Source organism: Calothrix sp. PCC 7507 (assembly GCF_000316575.1).
Classification (GTDB): domain Bacteria; phylum Cyanobacteriota; class Cyanobacteriia; order Cyanobacteriales; family Nostocaceae; genus Fortiea.
The window spans coordinates 51,996-68,963 of the sequence record NC_019682.1 but is presented as its reverse complement, the minus strand read 5'-3'; the positions used below and the strand labels follow the sequence as shown (position 1 = coordinate 68,963).

21 protein-coding genes and 1 pseudogene are annotated in these 16,968 nt (G+C 42.4%); 11 read left to right on the top strand and 11 right to left on the bottom strand.

Annotated elements, in window-relative coordinates; translation table 11 throughout:
- Positions 1-149 precede the first annotated feature (149 nt).
- The 3 genes from CAL7507_RS33590 to CAL7507_RS00310 are packed head-to-tail and all read right to left on the bottom strand — an operon-like array spanning position 150 to position 663.
- On the bottom strand, positions 150-317 hold the full coding sequence (locus CAL7507_RS33590) for a type II toxin-antitoxin system RelE/ParE family toxin (protein WP_201447887.1): 168 nt from the start codon (positions 315-317) through the stop codon (positions 150-152).
- On the bottom strand, positions 257-433 hold the full coding sequence (locus tag CAL7507_RS32580) for a hypothetical protein (RefSeq protein WP_015126408.1): 177 nt from the start codon (positions 431-433) through the stop codon (positions 257-259). The genes CAL7507_RS33590 and CAL7507_RS32580 overlap by 61 nt, the downstream gene beginning before the upstream one ends.
- Positions 433-663 carry an addiction module protein gene (locus CAL7507_RS00310; protein ID WP_015126407.1) on the bottom strand — a complete coding sequence of 77 codons (231 nt, stop codon included), beginning with the start codon at positions 661-663 and terminating at the stop codon, positions 433-435. Before CAL7507_RS00310 ends, CAL7507_RS32580 begins: the two co-directional genes overlap by 1 nt.
- 679 nt (positions 664-1,342) lie before the next feature.
- On the opposite strand from CAL7507_RS00310, the gene CAL7507_RS00305 reads away from it, so the two are divergent.
- Complete coding sequence (locus CAL7507_RS00305; RefSeq protein ID WP_015126405.1) at positions 1,343-1,594, top strand: hypothetical protein; 252 nt, start codon at positions 1,343-1,345, stop codon at positions 1,592-1,594.
- A gap of 179 nt (positions 1,595-1,773) precedes the next feature.
- Here CAL7507_RS00305 and CAL7507_RS00300 read toward each other — a convergent pair whose 3' ends face one another.
- Complete coding sequence (locus CAL7507_RS00300; protein WP_015126404.1) at positions 1,774-3,447, bottom strand: protein kinase; 1,674 nt, start codon at positions 3,445-3,447, stop codon at positions 1,774-1,776.
- Between the two features lie 338 nt (positions 3,448-3,785).
- Between CAL7507_RS00300 and CAL7507_RS00295 the strand changes: the two genes are divergently transcribed.
- Positions 3,786-4,025, top strand: coding sequence for a hypothetical protein (locus CAL7507_RS00295; protein ID WP_015126402.1), 240 nt, complete (start codon positions 3,786-3,788; stop codon positions 4,023-4,025).
- An 88-nt stretch (positions 4,026-4,113) separates the two neighbouring features.
- On the opposite strand, the gene CAL7507_RS32575 is transcribed toward CAL7507_RS00295, so the two are convergent.
- The 3 genes from CAL7507_RS32575 to CAL7507_RS32105 all read right to left on the bottom strand — a co-directional run bounded on the left by CAL7507_RS32575 (position 4,114) and on the right by CAL7507_RS32105 (position 5,994).
- Positions 4,114-4,326, bottom strand: coding sequence for a hypothetical protein (locus tag CAL7507_RS32575; RefSeq protein WP_042341243.1), 213 nt, complete (start codon positions 4,324-4,326; stop codon positions 4,114-4,116).
- 125 nt (positions 4,327-4,451) lie between these two features.
- Positions 4,452-5,414 carry an IS110 family transposase gene (locus tag CAL7507_RS32570; protein ID WP_042341687.1) on the bottom strand — a complete coding sequence of 321 codons (963 nt, stop codon included), beginning with the start codon at positions 5,412-5,414 and terminating at the stop codon, positions 4,452-4,454.
- A gap of 433 nt (positions 5,415-5,847) precedes the next feature.
- Positions 5,848-5,994 carry a hypothetical protein gene (locus CAL7507_RS32105; protein WP_160166295.1) on the bottom strand — a complete coding sequence of 49 codons (147 nt, stop codon included), beginning with the start codon at positions 5,992-5,994 and terminating at the stop codon, positions 5,848-5,850.
- A 441-nt stretch (positions 5,995-6,435) separates the two neighbouring features.
- On the opposite strand from CAL7507_RS32105, the gene cysE reads away from it, so the two are divergent.
- The 7 genes from cysE (at position 6,436) to CAL7507_RS00255 (ending at position 10,433) form a co-directional block, all read left to right on the top strand.
- Positions 6,436-7,185, top strand: coding sequence for a serine O-acetyltransferase (gene cysE, locus CAL7507_RS00285; protein WP_015126400.1), 750 nt, complete (start codon positions 6,436-6,438; stop codon positions 7,183-7,185).
- Between the two features lie 85 nt (positions 7,186-7,270).
- Entirely contained in the window at positions 7,271-7,510 is a 240-nt protein-coding gene (locus CAL7507_RS00280; RefSeq protein ID WP_015126399.1) for an Asr1405/Asl0597 family protein, read from the top strand.
- Between the two features lie 63 nt (positions 7,511-7,573).
- Positions 7,574-7,771, top strand: a complete 198-nt coding sequence (locus CAL7507_RS00275) for a DUF2949 domain-containing protein (RefSeq protein WP_015126398.1) — start codon at positions 7,574-7,576, stop codon at positions 7,769-7,771.
- Between the two features lie 375 nt (positions 7,772-8,146).
- The gene (gene nifV / locus CAL7507_RS00270; RefSeq protein WP_015126396.1) at positions 8,147-9,274 is read left to right on the top strand and encodes a homocitrate synthase; all 1,128 of its coding nucleotides are present in this window, start codon (positions 8,147-8,149) and stop codon (positions 9,272-9,274) included.
- Entirely contained in the window at positions 9,267-9,551 is a 285-nt protein-coding gene (locus CAL7507_RS00265) for a nitrogen fixation protein NifZ (RefSeq protein ID WP_015126395.1), read from the top strand. The genes nifV and CAL7507_RS00265 overlap by 8 nt, the downstream gene beginning before the upstream one ends.
- Positions 9,526-9,729, top strand: a complete 204-nt coding sequence (nifT, locus tag CAL7507_RS00260) for a putative nitrogen fixation protein NifT (RefSeq protein WP_015126394.1) — start codon at positions 9,526-9,528, stop codon at positions 9,727-9,729. Before CAL7507_RS00265 ends, nifT begins: the two co-directional genes overlap by 26 nt.
- A gap of 167 nt (positions 9,730-9,896) precedes the next feature.
- The gene (locus CAL7507_RS00255) at positions 9,897-10,433 is read left to right on the top strand and encodes a (2Fe-2S) ferredoxin domain-containing protein (protein ID WP_015126393.1); all 537 of its coding nucleotides are present in this window, start codon (positions 9,897-9,899) and stop codon (positions 10,431-10,433) included.
- Positions 10,434-10,494: 61 nt separating this feature from the next.
- On the opposite strand, the gene CAL7507_RS00250 is transcribed toward CAL7507_RS00255, so the two are convergent.
- The 3 genes and pseudogenes from CAL7507_RS00250 to CAL7507_RS30325 form a co-directional block, all read right to left on the bottom strand.
- Positions 10,495-10,923 carry a type II toxin-antitoxin system VapC family toxin gene (locus tag CAL7507_RS00250; protein ID WP_015126392.1) on the bottom strand — a complete coding sequence of 143 codons (429 nt, stop codon included), beginning with the start codon at positions 10,921-10,923 and terminating at the stop codon, positions 10,495-10,497.
- Positions 10,920-11,168 carry a hypothetical protein gene (locus CAL7507_RS00245; protein WP_015126391.1) on the bottom strand — a complete coding sequence of 83 codons (249 nt, stop codon included), beginning with the start codon at positions 11,166-11,168 and terminating at the stop codon, positions 10,920-10,922. Before CAL7507_RS00245 ends, CAL7507_RS00250 begins: the two co-directional genes overlap by 4 nt.
- Before the next feature lie 18 nt (positions 11,169-11,186).
- Positions 11,187-11,510 (bottom strand): annotated as a pseudogene (locus CAL7507_RS30325) (DUF2887 domain-containing protein); the annotation flags it as partial.
- 153 nt (positions 11,511-11,663) lie between these two features.
- Between CAL7507_RS30325 and CAL7507_RS00235 the strand changes: the two are divergent.
- Entirely contained in the window at positions 11,664-13,307 is a 1,644-nt protein-coding gene (locus tag CAL7507_RS00235) for a histidine kinase N-terminal 7TM domain-containing protein (protein WP_015126390.1), read from the top strand.
- A 270-nt stretch (positions 13,308-13,577) separates the two neighbouring features.
- On the opposite strand, the gene CAL7507_RS00230 is transcribed toward CAL7507_RS00235, so the two are convergent.
- Complete coding sequence (locus CAL7507_RS00230) at positions 13,578-14,966, bottom strand: phospholipid/glycerol acyltransferase (RefSeq protein ID WP_015126389.1); 1,389 nt, start codon at positions 14,964-14,966, stop codon at positions 13,578-13,580.
- A 135-nt stretch (positions 14,967-15,101) separates the two neighbouring features.
- Here CAL7507_RS00230 and CAL7507_RS00225 point away from each other — a divergent pair, with 135 nt between their 5' ends.
- Positions 15,102-16,910, top strand: a complete 1,809-nt coding sequence (locus CAL7507_RS00225; protein ID WP_015126388.1) for a proline--tRNA ligase — start codon at positions 15,102-15,104, stop codon at positions 16,908-16,910.
- The last annotated feature ends 58 nt before the right edge of the window (positions 16,911-16,968 follow it).

The window sequence follows — 16,968 nt, the reverse complement described above, 5'->3', positions numbered from 1 at the left end:
GAGTAATCATCATGATAAATAGTCCTGGGTTGTAGCTAAATTTTACTTGTTACCTGTGCGTTGGCAAAGCCTTGCCGTTCGCGGTAGCGTCTCTGAAAGAGAAGGCATCGCTTGGCATAGATCGAGATAATCTTGATTAAGCTATTAATTCAGATTCTATTAGTCCAGTAATTTGGCTGACGCTGAAGGTGCATGATTGCAACTATTAAAATTTGCTGCTCTTTGATGGCATAAATTATCCCATAGGGAAAACTGGCTATGCGGCAGCGTCTTGTATTTTTTGATAATTGAGTCCATGCTTGTGGGAACTGTTCAATACGATTGAGAGTGCGTTCAACTTCGGCAACAAATACATCTCACGGCTGATATTGTCATAGTAAGCAACAGCATCATCTAATTCCTGTTTGGCATCAGGATGAAAATTATAAGCCATTACTTACTCCTAGAACGTAGCTCTCGCAATACTTGTTCACCAGGAATTAAATTAACTTCGCCTTGTTCAACAGCTTGAAATCTTTTCTCTGCTTCTTCTGCCCAAATAGCATCTATTTCTGCTTGATTTTCAGCATCCAGACTTTTAAATAAATGTTCAGCAAGCATTGCTCTTAACCCTGGAGGTAAAGACAGTGCAGTATTGAAAATGTCGTCATAAGTATTAACCATAGTTTTTTCCAGATTTAAGAGCAAGTCATCTTGATTTTAGTTTAACGCCGTGTGCGACTTTCTCTCAGACCTAACCCCCAACCCCTTCCCTTGTAGGGAAGGGGAGCAAGAATCAAAGCTTCTCTCCGTTTCGGGGAGAGGTTTGGAGAGGGGTTTCAAGAATAAGCCGCACACCGCGTAGTTTAGGTTACTTTTACTGTGTCTAGCTAAACCACATCTATTTTGAGAACCATAGTTTTAAAAGTAGTGGGAGCATCTTGCTCCCATATCTTCGTAGCAGGCAAGATGCCCGCACTACTCCGGGTTTCAAAATGGACGAGGTTTAGATACTCAAAACTCCTAACTCAGCACGGACTAAACGCCGAGCTACCGTTAACACTACTTTAGTCGCCAAATTTTGATAGTCTTGTCATCACTACGACTGGAAGTCGCAATTTGGGCTAACCGAGATTTTTTAACCCTGTAAGGCTTAATATTATTTATGTCACAATTGAGGAAAACACTATATATCCCAATGCACAGCAAGCTATAACTTGTTTAATAGTTTGTCAGATGTTGTCTAACTGCTATCGTGACATCCGGTTGTTCAGATTTGATGACAAAACTGGAGATGTCTATATTTTGGCAGGTGAGGATATACAAATTATCGTACCCTCTCATGAACCTTGGAGGTTTGTAGATGAAACCGAACTTTGAACAGATGAGTGTACCTGAGTTGAAAAAATATGTATTAGAACACCGTGATGATATGGAAGCTATGCGTGTGCTGTTTCATCATCCCAGTTTGAAATGGAAAACTATGCCTCCACTCGTTACAGCAGATGGAACGCCAATAGAGGAAAATATTCGCATAGCCTCCGAAGCGATAACTTCGTTAAGCTCCGCTAACGCTCAAAGAGTCCAGCAAGAGAGTAATCATCAGGATGAATAGTCCTGTGTTGTTGATCAATTTTACTTTTTACCTGTGCGATGATCGCTTGCTAGTACATCTCCATCGCTCAAAGAGTCGAGACAGAGAATAATCAGGATTAATCATGCTGTGTTGTTGGTAAATTTTACTTATTTTTTGTGTTTTCAGCTAAATACTCAAAACAGCGAACTCAGCACTCACTACTTTAGCCGCCAAATTTTGATGGTCTTGTCACCACTACCACTGACAAGGGTTTTGCCATCTGGGCTGAAGGCGACGGAAATAACCTCGTCAGAATGCCCTGTGAGAGTGCGAATTTGCTCTCCGGTTGCCAGATTCCACAGTTTGATGGTTTTGTCACGACTACCACTGGCAAGGGTGTTGCCATCTGGGCTAAAGTCGACGGAAATACCCCAGTTATAATACCCAGTCAGAGTGCGGATTTGCTCTCCGGTTGCGAGATTCCACAGTTTGATGGTTTCGTCATAACTACCACTGACAAGGGTTATGCGATTTGGGCTGAAAACGACGGAGCAAATCGTGTCAGAATGCCCTTTGAGAGTGCGAATTTGTTCTCCTGTTGCGAGATTCCACAGTTTGATGGTTTTGTCATAACTACCACTGGCAAGGGTGTTGCCATCTGGGCTAAAGGCGACGGAGCAAATCTTGTTAGAATGACCTGTGAGGGTTCTTTCTAGGAAAGAACTGCTGGGAAAGCTCTTAACTAAAAATATTGGACTACTTGGAAGTAAGCCATAACGAACATAGCCATAGATTTGAGTTCCAACTATTGTAATAGCAGCACCTACTAGGAATCTGGTTCTCCAATTAGTATTTTGTCTAGATGCTTTTTGTAGCGCTACTTTTGGCTTTACTGGTGCTGGCGATTTTCCAGTTTGAGGCTCATAGGGTAATGTAGCAGGGAATGATGATTGTGATTGATTTACACCTACTGCCTGAGTTGAGTGTACTGGTGAAAGTGATGGTAACAGTGAACTAAAATCCTGTAAAACTTCTTCAGCCGATTGGTAACGTTGCTGATAATCTTTTTGCAGTAACTTATCAAGAATCTTCTCCAATTCGCTGCTTTGTGGTTGTTGCAAATGCTCCCGCCAAGAAGAAACCCACCCATAACCTTGTTGTTCCCACATTATCCAAGGGTGAATTCCACTCAGGAAGTGAAAGCAAGTTGCACCAACACTATATAAATCACTCGCTGGATAAGCTTTACCATCCTGTATTTGTTCTAATGGCGCATAACCAGGGGAACCAATTGTTGTTCCTGGGTTAGTGATAACTGTCATGGTGAGTTGCTTGGAAATCCCAAAATCTATCAACACTAACTTGCCGTCAGTGCTGCGACGAATGATATTTTCTGGTTTGATATCGCGGTGAATAACTTTGTGCTGATGAACCGTTTTCAGGATATTTAATAAATCAAGCAAAACTTTCCTGATTTTTTCTGCGGTGAAAGTTCCCTGTTGTTTTAATTCAGCTAATAAATTCTGCCCGTTGATAAACTGCTGCACTAAATAAAGATTATTTTCTTCTTCAAAATACGCCAACAGCGTGGGAATCTGCGGATGTTCTCCTAGTTGTTGCAGTCGCCTTGCTTCTTGCTCAAATAGTTCTGTGGCTTTGTTTATTGCCGCAGTTCCCTGTACTCGTGGCGCAAATTGCTTGATAACACAATATTCATTCAGCTTGTCTAAATCTTCTGCTAAATAGGTTTTCCCAAATCCCCCACTTCCTAGTAATTGAATTGGGCGATAGCGATTTCTCAGCACTATCAAAGGAAATCGGCAGTTAGAGCAAAACGTTGTGGATTCAGAATGGGGTGGGTTGTGGCAAGCTGGATTTAGGCAGCAAGTCATGACTGTGCTTTTATAGGCAAATGCATTTATTATCGCTTAACTACAACCTATTCCTCAGGTAAATCGCAAAATAGTAGATAAATTAAATTATTCGCAGCTAGCAGGTTGTAAGCCAGTCGCCATCTAGGTTTATATTATCTATGTCACAATTGAGGAACAGACGATAAACCCGACAAACGAACAAGCCTTAGCCTGTGTGCGTGTCTGCCAAATGCTGTCTAACACTTATAGAAGTATTGAGCTATTCCGCTTTGACGACCAAACCAGAATAGTGTTTATTTTTGTCAATGAGGAAATTCAAATCATTGTACCCCCTGATGGAAATTGGAGGTTTTTCAATGCAACCGAACTTTGAAGCGATGACTACTAAAGAATTGATAGCTTATGCGCTTGCACACCGAGAAGATATCGAACCTTTGCGGGTATTGTATAGCCGCCGCACTCCTGACTCGGAAGCAACATGGTATGGGCCAATGACAACTGAAGATGGTACGCCAATTGAGGAAAATATTCGCATTGCAGAAGCAGCGATTAGGCAGCGTGTTGAGCAAGCAGATAGAAGAAAGCAAGATTCTTAAATCAGTTATCAGTTATCAGTTATCAGTATTTGTAGTGGAACGACACAGCTAAAATGATGCAATAAAATTGTAGCGACTGTCTTAAAAGTCAAGCGATGGCTTCGCCAAAGCCTTCGGCTAAAGTTAACAAAAAACCGGGACTGTGAACATTGACGCAACTGGGGAACGCTGCGCTAGATTCGGTGGTGGCTGGTACGGGCATTGAGATTTTACATTGGTAGCCAAGACAGTTGCAGCCCGCACCAGCCACTCCGCTACGCCACCGAATCTTCCCCAGTTGCTGGACTTCCCGTGGAGGCAAAAAAGAGCATGAAAAATTGTTCGCATGGCTGCGACGCCGAATAGCCCGTCGTAGACATCGGATCAGTAAAGATGCGATACCATCCGCTCAAAGGCTAATAAAAAGTATAAAAACGTTTGCAAGCCTTACGCGTTAACAATTGGTTGAAAGTTATCAGAAATGCACCAAGGCAAATTATCTCGAACCATTGCATTTAAAATGACTAACATTTTATGAACGCAAGCGGTCAGAGCAAGTTTTTTGGATTTACCACGTTCAACAAGACGTTCATAAAAAGCTTTGATTACGGGATTATGACGCATAGCAACCACAGCACCCATATAAAGAGTGGCACGAACATGGGCGCGACCACCATTAATCATACGCTTACCTTTGTGTTGCCCACTATCATGATTAATTGGTGCAACGCCAACTAGACGCGAGATTTGTTTGGCAGTTAGCTTACCCAGTTCTGGTAAATCCGAAACCAGAGTTGTCGAAATTACTTGGCCAATGCCTGGAGTAGTTTTGAGTAAATTAATTTTATCAATCCATTGTTGATTGTTTTGCGTCAATTCTTCAATTTCTTGATTGAGTTGTTTTAGACGTTGCTCAAGATATTCAATATGAGCTTCAATATCAGCCAATGCTTTTCCACGAGCGCGTGAACGGCGATTTTTTTCTGCCGTCTGCATTTCGACTAATTGTCTTCTCCGACTAATTAATTCGCTCAATTGACGCGCAGTTTCTGATTCAATTGGTAATCTTTGGGGTTTCATTGCTTCCCCAAAATGTGCCAAAATTTTGGCATCAATAGCATCAGTTTTGGCAAGCTTTCCTGTAGCTTTAGCAAAATCTCGCCCCTGGCGTGGATTGATTAATGCAACTGGTAAAAATGCAGCTTGTAATTGAATTACTAGCTCTGTTTCTAACCCTCCTGTTGCTTCCAATACAATCAGATTTAAATTAGCGGATTTGAGTTCCTCTACTAAATGAGATATTTCTACTTCTGTGTTTGCTACAGAGAATGCTTTACCCATTGGACGGATATAAACATCTAGAGTAGCTTTACTGACATCAATGCCTACCCATTGAGCAATGTTTTCCATTTTTTTACTCTCAACTACTTTGTCAAGAAGTTTTTGATTCCTCCCCTTGATTTCACTCATCCTTGCCCGATACGGACTGTATACTTTAAATCTCAATATTTAAAGTTTTGACCCCGGCGACTGTTCGAGTTCTGTCAAAGAGATTGTTGTAGTGACCCATGCTACAAAGCGGTCTATTTTGACCAAGGTTGGGACGGTCTACTACTATTTCTAAGATACAAGGTTGGGTTGAGGCTTTGCGTAACCCAACGCCCTGATCAATGTTGGGTTGCGCTCCGCTTCACCCAACCTACTGGCTACTGGCGTGGCAAGCCTAAATTTGTGCATTATATTGGGATGGAATTAAACGCGGATGAACGCGGATGAACGCGGATAGGACTTATATTATTGCAACATTTTAGTCTAGACACGCCACTACGTCTAACGCACTATTTTAGTCGTGTCGCACCACCACTACGAAATCAAGAATTTTATTACTGAAATTTACTCTAAGATGTGCGATCGCATCCTCTTCTGGGCATTCTCTAGCGATAACTGCGATCGCTATTTCACCAGCGTCATATTTATAAAAAGTATACAAATTTACAGACAACTAAAGACTAAAAGAAAATAAAGAAATTCGTTTTTTCCCTAGCAAAATTATAAGATAAGAAACGTGACTGGATATACAGACATCCCATCTGTCGCCCCGTTTACCTCATTTTATAAGCATCTGAGTACAACTTAATATATCTCAAAATATCTGGTCTAAATAGCGATAAAACTTTACAGATAAAGAGTTTTGTGGCGAGTACACAAATGCTTTATCCCTTACCCCAAAAATACTAGTACCCCCACTATAAAAAGCTAGCACCCCTACCCCAAGACAAATTTTAAATTTAGCTTAAATCTGGGTTGGAGGGTTTGAGTACAATCTTAATCAATCCAATAAATCCAATCGACATTAGATTTACTGTCCCGTTGAGAGCTGCCTGATATAAGCAGAAAAATAACACATGGCTCTTTTCACCAGACAGTACCGATGCAACAGACTTTAGACAGTGTCAAGAATCCGCAGCGGAATTCTAAAAATACTCCCCTACTGAAAAATTTACTCTCGGGCGATTTTTTTGAGCCGTTATTGAGTGATTTTCGCATCATCTTTGAGCGCGATCCGGCAGCACGTAATTGGCTGGAGGTGGTGTTTTGCTATCCTGGGTTGCACGCTATCTGTTTGCATCGTGTGGCTCACTGGTTGCACTGTCGGGGAGTGATATTCATCCCCCGCTTGATTTCTCACTTAGGGCGATTTTTCACAGGAATTGAAATTCACCCAGGGGCAAAGATTGGTAAGTCAGTATTTATTGACCACGGCATGGGTGTTGTCATTGGCGAAACTGCTATAGTGGGTGACTACACGCTAATTTATCAGGGCGTTACTCTTGGTGGGACTGGGAAAGAAAGTGGTAAGCGCCATCCGACTGTAGGTAATAACGTCGTGGTGGGAGCGGGTGCGAAAGTTTTGGGAAATATTCAAATTGGCGATCGCGTCCGTGTTGGTGCAGGCTCGGTTGTATTGCGGGATGTCCCCACAGATTCCACTGTGGTAGGAATTCCCGGACGAATTATTTCCAGGAATCAGAGCGATCGCCTTTCTCCCCTAGAACATGGCAAACTACCCGATGTCGAAGCAACCGTGATTCGCTCTTTAATCTCTCGCATTGAGCAACTAGAACATCAACTACAAGAGTTAAGAGTCAACAGTCCAGAGTCCAAAGTCCAGAGTCTATAGTTTTTTTGACACTTGACACTTGACGATTCGACTACGCTCACCGTCAACCCTTGACTCTTGACAAAGGACAAAGGACACATGACAAATGACAAATGACACTTTAGGCGATCAAGTTTTGCAGATACCGTTGAGCGATCGCTGGCGAATTTATCACCGGTTGCAAGAATTAACGATTAACTGTTCCTGTCACACTGATGGTTCTTTGCGAGTACAGGTGAACAATTTACTAGAAGCAGTCCTGATCCGTAGCACAGTTATGCAACTTCTCGGTTCTCGCCACGAATTAGTGGACTGGCTGGAGCGTTGCTGGCGCGATGAACAGTGAACAGTTAACAGACTGATAACTGTTCACTGATAACTGATAACTGATAACTGACCAATACTGATTATGGTAGTCCGTAACAGCGATAGAGAATTCCTCAATTTTTTGCATAATGAACTTGAACTTTCCAGAGCAGATATTTCTGTGGCACTGCGACATCGTGAGTTCGACAATGGGCCTTTATCGATGCTCCTCTGGCAGTATGGTTTAGTTGATTTGCAGCAGCTTGAGCGAATTTTAGATTGGCTAGAAGAACAACTTTAGTTGATAGTGCAACGGGAGTGGGGGAGTGAGGGAGATAGGGGAGATGTGGTTCGGCTGCGCTCACCAACCGGGAGAAAGAATTAATGCCAAATGCCAAATACCCAATGACAAATAAGCAATTAAATTATACCAATTTTTGGTTCTCTGTCATACAGATATGGTGTGAGAGATCGGATAATAATTAATAATCGAGAATCATGAGTTATTAGATTCTTTAGCATTTACCAATCCTCATTTAGAACTTATATAAGCATTTACCATTACCAGGGATTGCAACCAACAAAGGATGCAATCAAGGAAGCATATTAAATCAGTTAACAGTTAACAGTTAATTTGATAACTGTTAAGAATAATTCCCATAGAGAGATGTTTGAAATGCATGAAATCCTAATTAATGACACTACATTACGTGATGGCGAACAAGCAGCTGGTGTTGCTTTTACCTTAGAGGAGAAAGTTGCGATCGCTAAATTTCTCGATAGCATTGGTGTTCCCGAATTAGAAGTCGGCATTCCGGCTATGGGTGAGGAAGAAACCCGCGCCATCTCAGCAATTACTAACTTGGGTTTGCAAGCCAAATTGCTAGGCTGGAACCGCGCTGTCATGTCAGATATCAAAGCTTCTATCGTCTGTGGTTTGGAGCGAGTGCATATTGCTATTCCTGTTTCTGGCATCCAAATAGCTGCTAAATTTCATGGCCAATGGCGAGTAAGTTTGCAAAAACTCAAAGACTGCGTCAGCTTCGCTGTTGATAATGGTCTTTGGGTAGCAGTAGGAGGAGAAGATTCTTCAAGAGCTGATGAAAACTTTCTCTTAGACGTAGCACTTTATGCTCAAGAATGGGGTGCATCAAGGTTTCGATTCTGCGATACGGTAGGAGTACTTGACCCTTTTACTACCTATACCAAGGTTAAGCGATTAGCTTCATCCTTGAGAATTCCCCTAGAAATTCACACCCACAACGATTTTGGGCTAGCAACTGCCAATGCTCTTGCTGGTATCAAAGCCGGAGCATCATCAGTGAATACCACAGTCAACGGGTTAGGCGAAAGAGCGGGAAATGCAGCTTTAGAAGAAGTTGTCATGGCTGTCAAACGCATCTACGGCGTTGATTTGGGAATTGACACTCCTCGGTTACTTGAACTATCTCAACTAGTTGCTTCTGCATCAGGTTGCAATGTCCCACCTTGGAAAGCAATTGTTGGCGAAAATACCTTCGCTCACGAATCTGGGATTCATGCTCATGGCGTGCTGCAAAACCCCGTTACCTACGAACCATTTCCTCCAGAAGAAGTGGGTTGGGAACGTCGTTTAGTACTTGGCAAACATTCAGGACGGCATTTAGTCTCTAATGTGTTAGAACAGCACGGAATTTTTCTTGACTCACAAGAAACCCAATCTGTCTTAGATGCAGTGCGCCAACAATCAATCCAGAAAAAACGCAGCCTGACTACAGAAGAACTGTTGAATTTAGTACGAGAACAGAGGTATTCTCATGCCTGATGAAATAGAGATTAACTCGCCACCCACTTTTGAAATCGGCGAGAAAGTCAGACTCCGCAAGCTGGTTAAAAACGATGGTACATTTCCGGGTAAAGAAATCGGAGTTGTTTTAGCTAAAAAGGGAGATATTGGCTACGTCGCAAGTATAGGTACATATTTGCAGCAGTTTTATATTTATGCCGTGCATTTCTTAGATACAGGGTATGTCATTGGTTGTCGCAAAAAAGAACTAGAATTTGTTGAGGAATCCCATGAAAGTAATGCTACGGATGAATGATGCCGGCAATTTAGTTGTATATGTTGCTAAAAAAGACCTGGAAGAAGAAGTAGTCAAACAAACAGACGGGAATGAAGGGAAGATCCTAACATTAGCAAATGGCTGGGAATTAGAATTTCGTGATTTGCCAGATGCCGCAAATTTACCCCAAACTGTAGAAGCTAAACGTCTCGCGTAAAGAAGCAAGGGAGCAGGGAGATGAGGAAGATAAGGAAGGTGAGGGAGTGAAGAAGATAAATAAATCAGTCCCCAATCCCCATTACCCCTTATCCCCAGAGGGGGCCCCGAGTTCCCCAATCCCCGATCCCTAATCCCCAGCCCCCATTCCCCTTTGAGTGACTAAACATGGGCGAAAAATATCTGACAATATCGGAATTGAACCTTGAAGGACAGTTCTTGGGTTTTGTTGGTGATGCAGGAAAATTTAAATACTTGCGATTAGGAATTCCCTCTGGGGATGTGCAAGTTAAACTTCCTAAAGAATTGCGTGCTGATTTAAGTTTATCTTTAGTACAAGGTGAACAAATTCGCGTTGATGGTATTAGTAAGTTAAATCCACATACAGGTGAAATTAAATTTAAAGCTTATCGGGTGAAACCAACTGATGTTTGCCCAAATCAAAATCTGACACCCCAAACCAAAGCCAAGATTATGGTTTGTCAAAAGTCAGGTTGTTTGAAGCGGGGTGGTAAAGGTTTATTATCAGAGTTAGAAAAGACTTTGTGCGATCGCGGTTTGTCAGACAAAGTCACCATCGAGCATACAGGCTGCCAAAAACGCTGTAGCAGCGCCCCCAACTGCGTAGTACGAATTGGGAAAAAGCACTATAAGAAAATCCATCCAGATGCGATCGCATCTTTGTTAGAGAATCATTTCACTTAAAGTTACAAAAATATGAGAACCTTAGCAGGCATCGCTCGCTCCAGATTGTAGCATTTAGCTTCTATTTCCTGGCAAAATCCCAAGGATTAATAATAGAAATACCACACCCTTCAAAATCCGAGACATTGCGTGTTGCTATGGTTGCCATATGGGTGTGACAAATAGCAGCAATTTGAGCATCGGGTTGAGAAATAGGAATACCATTGTACCTTCTTTGGGAGGCAATATTAGCGAAAGCTACAGCAGCAACTTGATCAAAGGGCAGAATACGCCCAGCAAAGTCTTCTGAGAACATCAGCTGTGCTGCTTGACTGAGTTCATCGCGCCGTTTTCCCGCAGGGAGTAGGGCGATACCGTAGAGAATCTCTGCTTGAGTAATTGTTGTGGTAAACAGACTCATTAAGGATTGTTGAGCAGCCCAATCACGAACTATTTCAGATTTTTTAGGCTTCATTAATTCTGACAATACATTTGTATCAAGAATAATCATTCTTCAAATGTTGATACTGTGCGGATAGGTTCTCTCTTAATTTCTGGTAATTCAAAGTCTCCCAAATCTGCAAAACGCTGCTCAATCATAGTAGCTAAGTTTAAGGGATGTTCCTGATTTTCTAGCAGAGCCTGATGCAGAATTTCTCTAGCTTCTTCTTCAAGAGAACGACCATGTTTTTCTGCTCGTTTTTGCAGACGAGATTTAATGTCATCATCAAGGTTAGAGATAGTGATATTATTCATGAATACAAAATTGCTTTACTATTGATTTGGGTGTTTTTGCTCTGCTACTTGCTGGACTTGTGCAACATCTAAATCTAACGCTTGTGCTATCTGTTCCACAGTTAAGCCTAGTGCTAAGAGTCTAGGTATAGCTGCTAATTTTGCTTCTTGTTCACCTTCTTCTCTCGCTTCTTGATAAACTCGCGTTTGCTTTAACTCATTGAAGCCAAACATTGCTTTGATCTCCTCTCGACTCATTTGCGGAAATTTATAAACCAAAATTGTTTCGATCAATTCTCATAACTGCTGCTGTTGTAATTGTAGGTTAACAGCTTGCTTAGTGCGGTTGATTAATTCTCTGGCAAACAACAAACGACAAATGACAAATGACACGCACAACGAGTAAAGCGAGGTAGTGCGGGTGTAGCACTGCTTTCAAGAAAGGTGACTCGGACACTATGATGAACTCAAATTGATCTCATAAGGTTGAGTTAGGCTCTTGAATGCTGCATCACCATGCTTTTTCAGTACAATGTCTACTTTGTTTTTCTAAGTATTACTGCGACCATATCAGCCATCGTCGGCTTCGCAGCTTGGCAGCAGCGCTCAATTTCTCCAGCTAGCAAGCCTTTTATTTTGATGATGTTGGCGATCGCTTTTTACGCTACAGTTGCAGCAATGGAAGCAGTCGTAATTACGATCCGAGAAAAAATATTTTGGTCAAAGCTGGAGTATGTCGGATCTGGCAGTGTAATTACACTCTTCCTGATATTTGTCATGCAGTTGACAAACAAAAATCGTTGTTTAACGCCTCGAAATACAGCGTTGCTATGGGTTATTCCTACTTTAAATGTGGTTTTGGTAGCCACAAACGAATGGCATGGTTTAGTTTGGTCTGGATTTTTGCCAGATCCTCAGGGAACTCATGCTGTGATTTATCAACACAGTCTCGGTTTTTTTTGGATTATGGCCTGCATTTACGTCTACACACTTACAGGCGTAGTCATGCTGATTCACAAAGCCTTACTACCATCAGTTCTCTATCGCCGACAATCTACCATCGTTTTAGTTGGTGCAGCCTTACCACTACTGGGAGCTAGCTTGTATATGCTACGCCTCACTCCTCCCGGATTAAATATCACGCCGATGTGCTTTATGCTGACGGGACTATGCTCTTTTGTGAGTGTTTTTCGCTTGCGGATATTAGAACTCGTACCTATAGCGAGAGATACAGTAATTGAGATGATGAGTGACGGTGTGCTAGTGCTGGATGTCAAAAACCGCATTATTGACATTAATCCGGCGGCAAAACGGCTAATTGGGGCGAAAGAGCAACATATTGGCCAATCTCCGGCTCAAGTTCTGGCAAAGTGGCCAGAAATCGCCAAGATGTATCACGCTCATGAAAGCCTCAAGATGGAGATATTCATAGATGCGGTAACTCCTTGTTATGTAGAGCTGTTAATTACTCCATTACACGATGAGCGCAAACGGTTAACAGGCCGTCTGCTGGTTTTGCGTGACATCACCCAACGTTATCAAGCTGAATCAGAACTGCGACAGGCCAATGAACGGTTGCAAAAACAGGTAATCGAAATTGAAACTTTACAGGCTGAGTTACGAGAACGAGCTATACGGGACGGACTGACAGGCTTATTTAATCGGCGTTATTTTGACGACATATTCCCCAAAGAATTAACAAAAGCAGCGCGGGATTCTGCACCAGTCGTCTTGATTATCATGGATATCGATTATTTTAAAAAGATTAATGATACATTCGGTCATCAAGCTGGCGATCGCGTAATTCAAGCATTTGCCAACCTGCTTGGCTACTATAGTCACCCTGAGGCGATCGTGTGCCGCTATGGTGGTGAGGAATTTGTCTTGGCTTTACCTGGTATGACGTTAGAGAATGGGTTCCAGCACGCTGAACAAATCCGATTATCTTTTCAAGCTGTGCTATTGGAATTTGCAGGTAAGGAAATATATTCGACAGTTTCGGGTGGGGTGGGTGTGTTTCCTGATCATGGAAAAACCAGAGATGAGTTATTGCAAGTAGTTGATCAAGCCTTATATGCTGCTAAATTAAATGGGCGCAATTGTATTAAATATGTGCAATCTCATAGTTCTGAGTTGGGTAGTCAAGCAACAGGTAGATGATCCCCTCGCCAACGGAGTAACAAAGCAGATTGGGCTTTACAAAGCATAAAATCGGTCAGCTTCGTGACGCAGTTTTATTAGTTCTAATTGTTCTGATCTGTAATGTTACCACTAGAATTACGCTCCAGCAGAAAGTTGGGATTGGGAAATTTTATCACTTTAGCATTGGCTAAATCTTGATAATGTTGTCCACATCCCACTCTCCCCCTTCTCCCCTCCGTCAACATAGGAAAATTGAATATCTCACAGCTTAACTAGGCTAATGAAGAGTCAAATCAAACCCTCCAGCGCCTGCTGTAAATCATTCGTCAAATCAATCACAGATTGCTTCGCCGCCAAGCGATTACCTTTATAAGCTGAATAACGTTCAGAAACAGATATCGGCGCACCCACAGTCAGTTTTACTTTTTGTTTACCTAATTGTGGACGTTGTAAGGGATTACCGCCCTGAATTTTATTTACCATATCTCGTAAAAGTAAGGTTGTTTCGGCAAACCTTTCTACTGTTGGTTTGGCTTTAATGTAGTTACCAGAAACGGCGACGAAACTTTCTACTAAACGCATATGCCACATGCGAGAATTGGCTTCTTCAGCAATGCGATCGCCTAAAGCTTTTTCGATAGAAGATAATGCTGTGAGATCCTTAAAGTCTTCTCTAAAGATATAATTCCAAGCAGCTTGCTCTACTCGCCGACAACGGTCATTTAATTGACCTTTGGGCGGTAAGTCAAAATACTGTTCTGATATTTGGAGTGCGACATTTAATACAGCTTGTAAACGAGCTGCTAAAGCTGCATTGCGATCGCTAATATCTCCTGATGTGTTCTGGTGATCTGTCAGCTTTTGATGATAGAACCGCGTATAAAATTTTTCCATGATTGACAGTAAATGTTCTGCCAAACCCAATAAGCGGGGATAAAGCGACTCTAGTGAGGGATTACTATCACCGGCTGCATTCACGGGTAAACCGCTAGCCGCTTCTAATTCAGTTAACAGCTGGGCGATCGCACTCCAAGGAGCATCCACATAACTATATTTAATCCCAACTGGTACAATTAAAACCTGTTCAGAGCGTCCAGCTTTTTGCAAATCTTCGGCGCACCAAAAGCCTAATTGGGCGATTCCCGGTTCTAAGGGGCTAATCAGCTCCGACAACCCATTAGTAGCACCTTCTGGCGCTGCAGCCATAGGGAATTTGCCATTAGCAAACAAATCTCGCGCCGAACGCAAACCATTCCAATCAGCTTTACCCCGCTGAATGGGAGTCCCACCTAAATGAGAAGCGATCCAACCAACATGGTTTCCAGCCCATAGAGGAATACCGCGATCGTAGATAGCATGAGCATGAACTGGAGATTGTAGCCCTATGCCCTTTTCTCGTGCTACCTTAGGCACGAGTTGTGAAAATAAGTAGCCTAAACAAAGTGGATCTTCCGTTTTGGGATGGCGAAATGCCAGCATAAACCGGATTTTCCCCTCCTGAAACTGGCGATATTGCTCTGCTAAAATTTCGACGTTGTCTGCTTCAATTTGAGCGATCGCTGTTTGCCAGTTAATATAACTCGGTAGGAACAGATGGACAAATCGTAAAAACAAAGGATTGAACGCAGGCGGGATAAATTCTAATGGTGGCTGTGCTTGATAAGTTACATCTGACAAGGTATTGTTCTCCTAAGTTTGTGTGCAAAAAAGCTGAAGGATAAAAGATCAAGGATGAAATTTTATACTTTATACTGCATCTTTTATAATTCATAATTCATAATTTATACTTCATAATTCACTAGGGAATAAACGATGCGACTGTCACAAATGTTATTCGTTACACTCCGGGACGATCCAGCTGATGCGGAGATTCCCAGTCATAAATTGTTACTCCGTGCTGGTTATATTCGTCGCATCGGTAGCGGTATTTATGCTTATCTACCCTTGATGTGGCGGGTATTACAAAAAGTTTCCCAAATTGTCCGGGAAGAAATGAACGCCATAGGCGCACAAGAAACTCTCCTACCCCAATTACAACCTGCTGATTTGTGGCTAGAATCAGACCGTTGGGATACTTACACCAAAGCTGAGGGAATTATGTTCTCTCTCATCGATCGCCGTGAGCAACAATTGGGATTAGGCCCAACTCATGAGGAAGTCATCACCGTCATTGCTCGTGATTTAATTCGTTCCTATCGCCAATTACCGCAAACACTCTACCAAATTCAAACTAAATTCCGTGACGAAATTCGTCCCCGCTTTGGTTTGATGCGGGGCAGAGAATTTATTATGAAAGATGCCTATTCTTTCAATCCTGATGAAGACAGCCTGAAAAAAACTTATCAGGATATGTATCAAGCTTATAGTAATATCCTGCGGCGTTCTGGTTTGGCTTTCCGCGCTGTAGATGCAGATTCTGGGGCGATTGGCGGTTCTGGTTCCACCGAGTTTATGGTGCTGGCGGAAGCTGGGGAAGATGAAGTTCTCTACACTGAAGATGGCAAATACGCCGCCAATGTAGAAAAAGCGGTTTCTTTACCAGCTGATGCCGAAATTTCTCCGTTTACGAGCTATGAAAAACGGGATACACCTGGAACGGAAACGATTGAAACAGTTACTAAATTCCTCAAATGTTCTCCCACCCAAGTTGTGAAGAATGTCCTTTACCAGATAAATTATGATAATGGGATAACTGTGCTGGTGTTGGTGAGCATCCGGGGCGATCAGGAAGTGAATGAAGTCAAGTTGCAAAATGAGTTGACTAAATTAGCTCACCATTACAATGCTAAAACTATTATTGCTTTGAGTGTCCCCACTGCCGAAGCCCAACAAACATGGGCAGCCAAATCTCTACCGTTAGGCTACATTGCCCCTGATATTGCTGATGAATATATTAGTGGTAATAAACAGGTGCATCCGCAATTTGTCCGGTTAGTCGATCAGACAGCCGTTGATTTAAAGAACTTCGTTACAGGCTCAAATGAAACTGGCTTCCACGTAGTTGGTGCTAACTGGAATGAGCAATTTAAAACACCAGAATTAGTTGTAGATATTCGTAAATCTAGACCAGGCGATCGCTCAATTCACAACCCAGAACAAACCCTCAAAAGTGCCCGGGGGATTGAAGTCGGGCATATCTTCCAATTAGGTACGAAATATTCTCTAGCAATGGGAGCAACGTATACTAATGAACAGGGTGAAGAAAAACCCCTAGTCATGGGTTGTTATGGCGTGGGGGTGTCCAGATTGGCACAGTCGGCTGTAGAGCAATCCTACGATAAAGATGGGATTATCTGGCCAGTAGCGATCGCCCCATATCATGCGATCGTCACAATTCCTAACATTAAAGACCCTCAACAAGTAGAAATTGCCCAAAAGCTTTACACTGGGCTTAATCAAGCCGGAATTGAAACCCTACTTGATGACCGGGATGAACGAGCAGGTGTGAAATTCAAAGATGCTGATTTGATTGGTATTCCTTATAGAATTGTCACTGGGCGAGCGATCGCTAATGGCAAAGTCGAAGTTGTCGAAAGAGCCACCCGTAAATCGCAAGAAATTGTCATTGATGATGTTATAACGACACTCAAACAGTGGATTACGGCAGCAATTGAAGTCTGAAGTCTGTTCGCGTAGCGTCTCCGCAGGAGAAGTCTAAAGTCTGAAGTCTGAAGTCTGA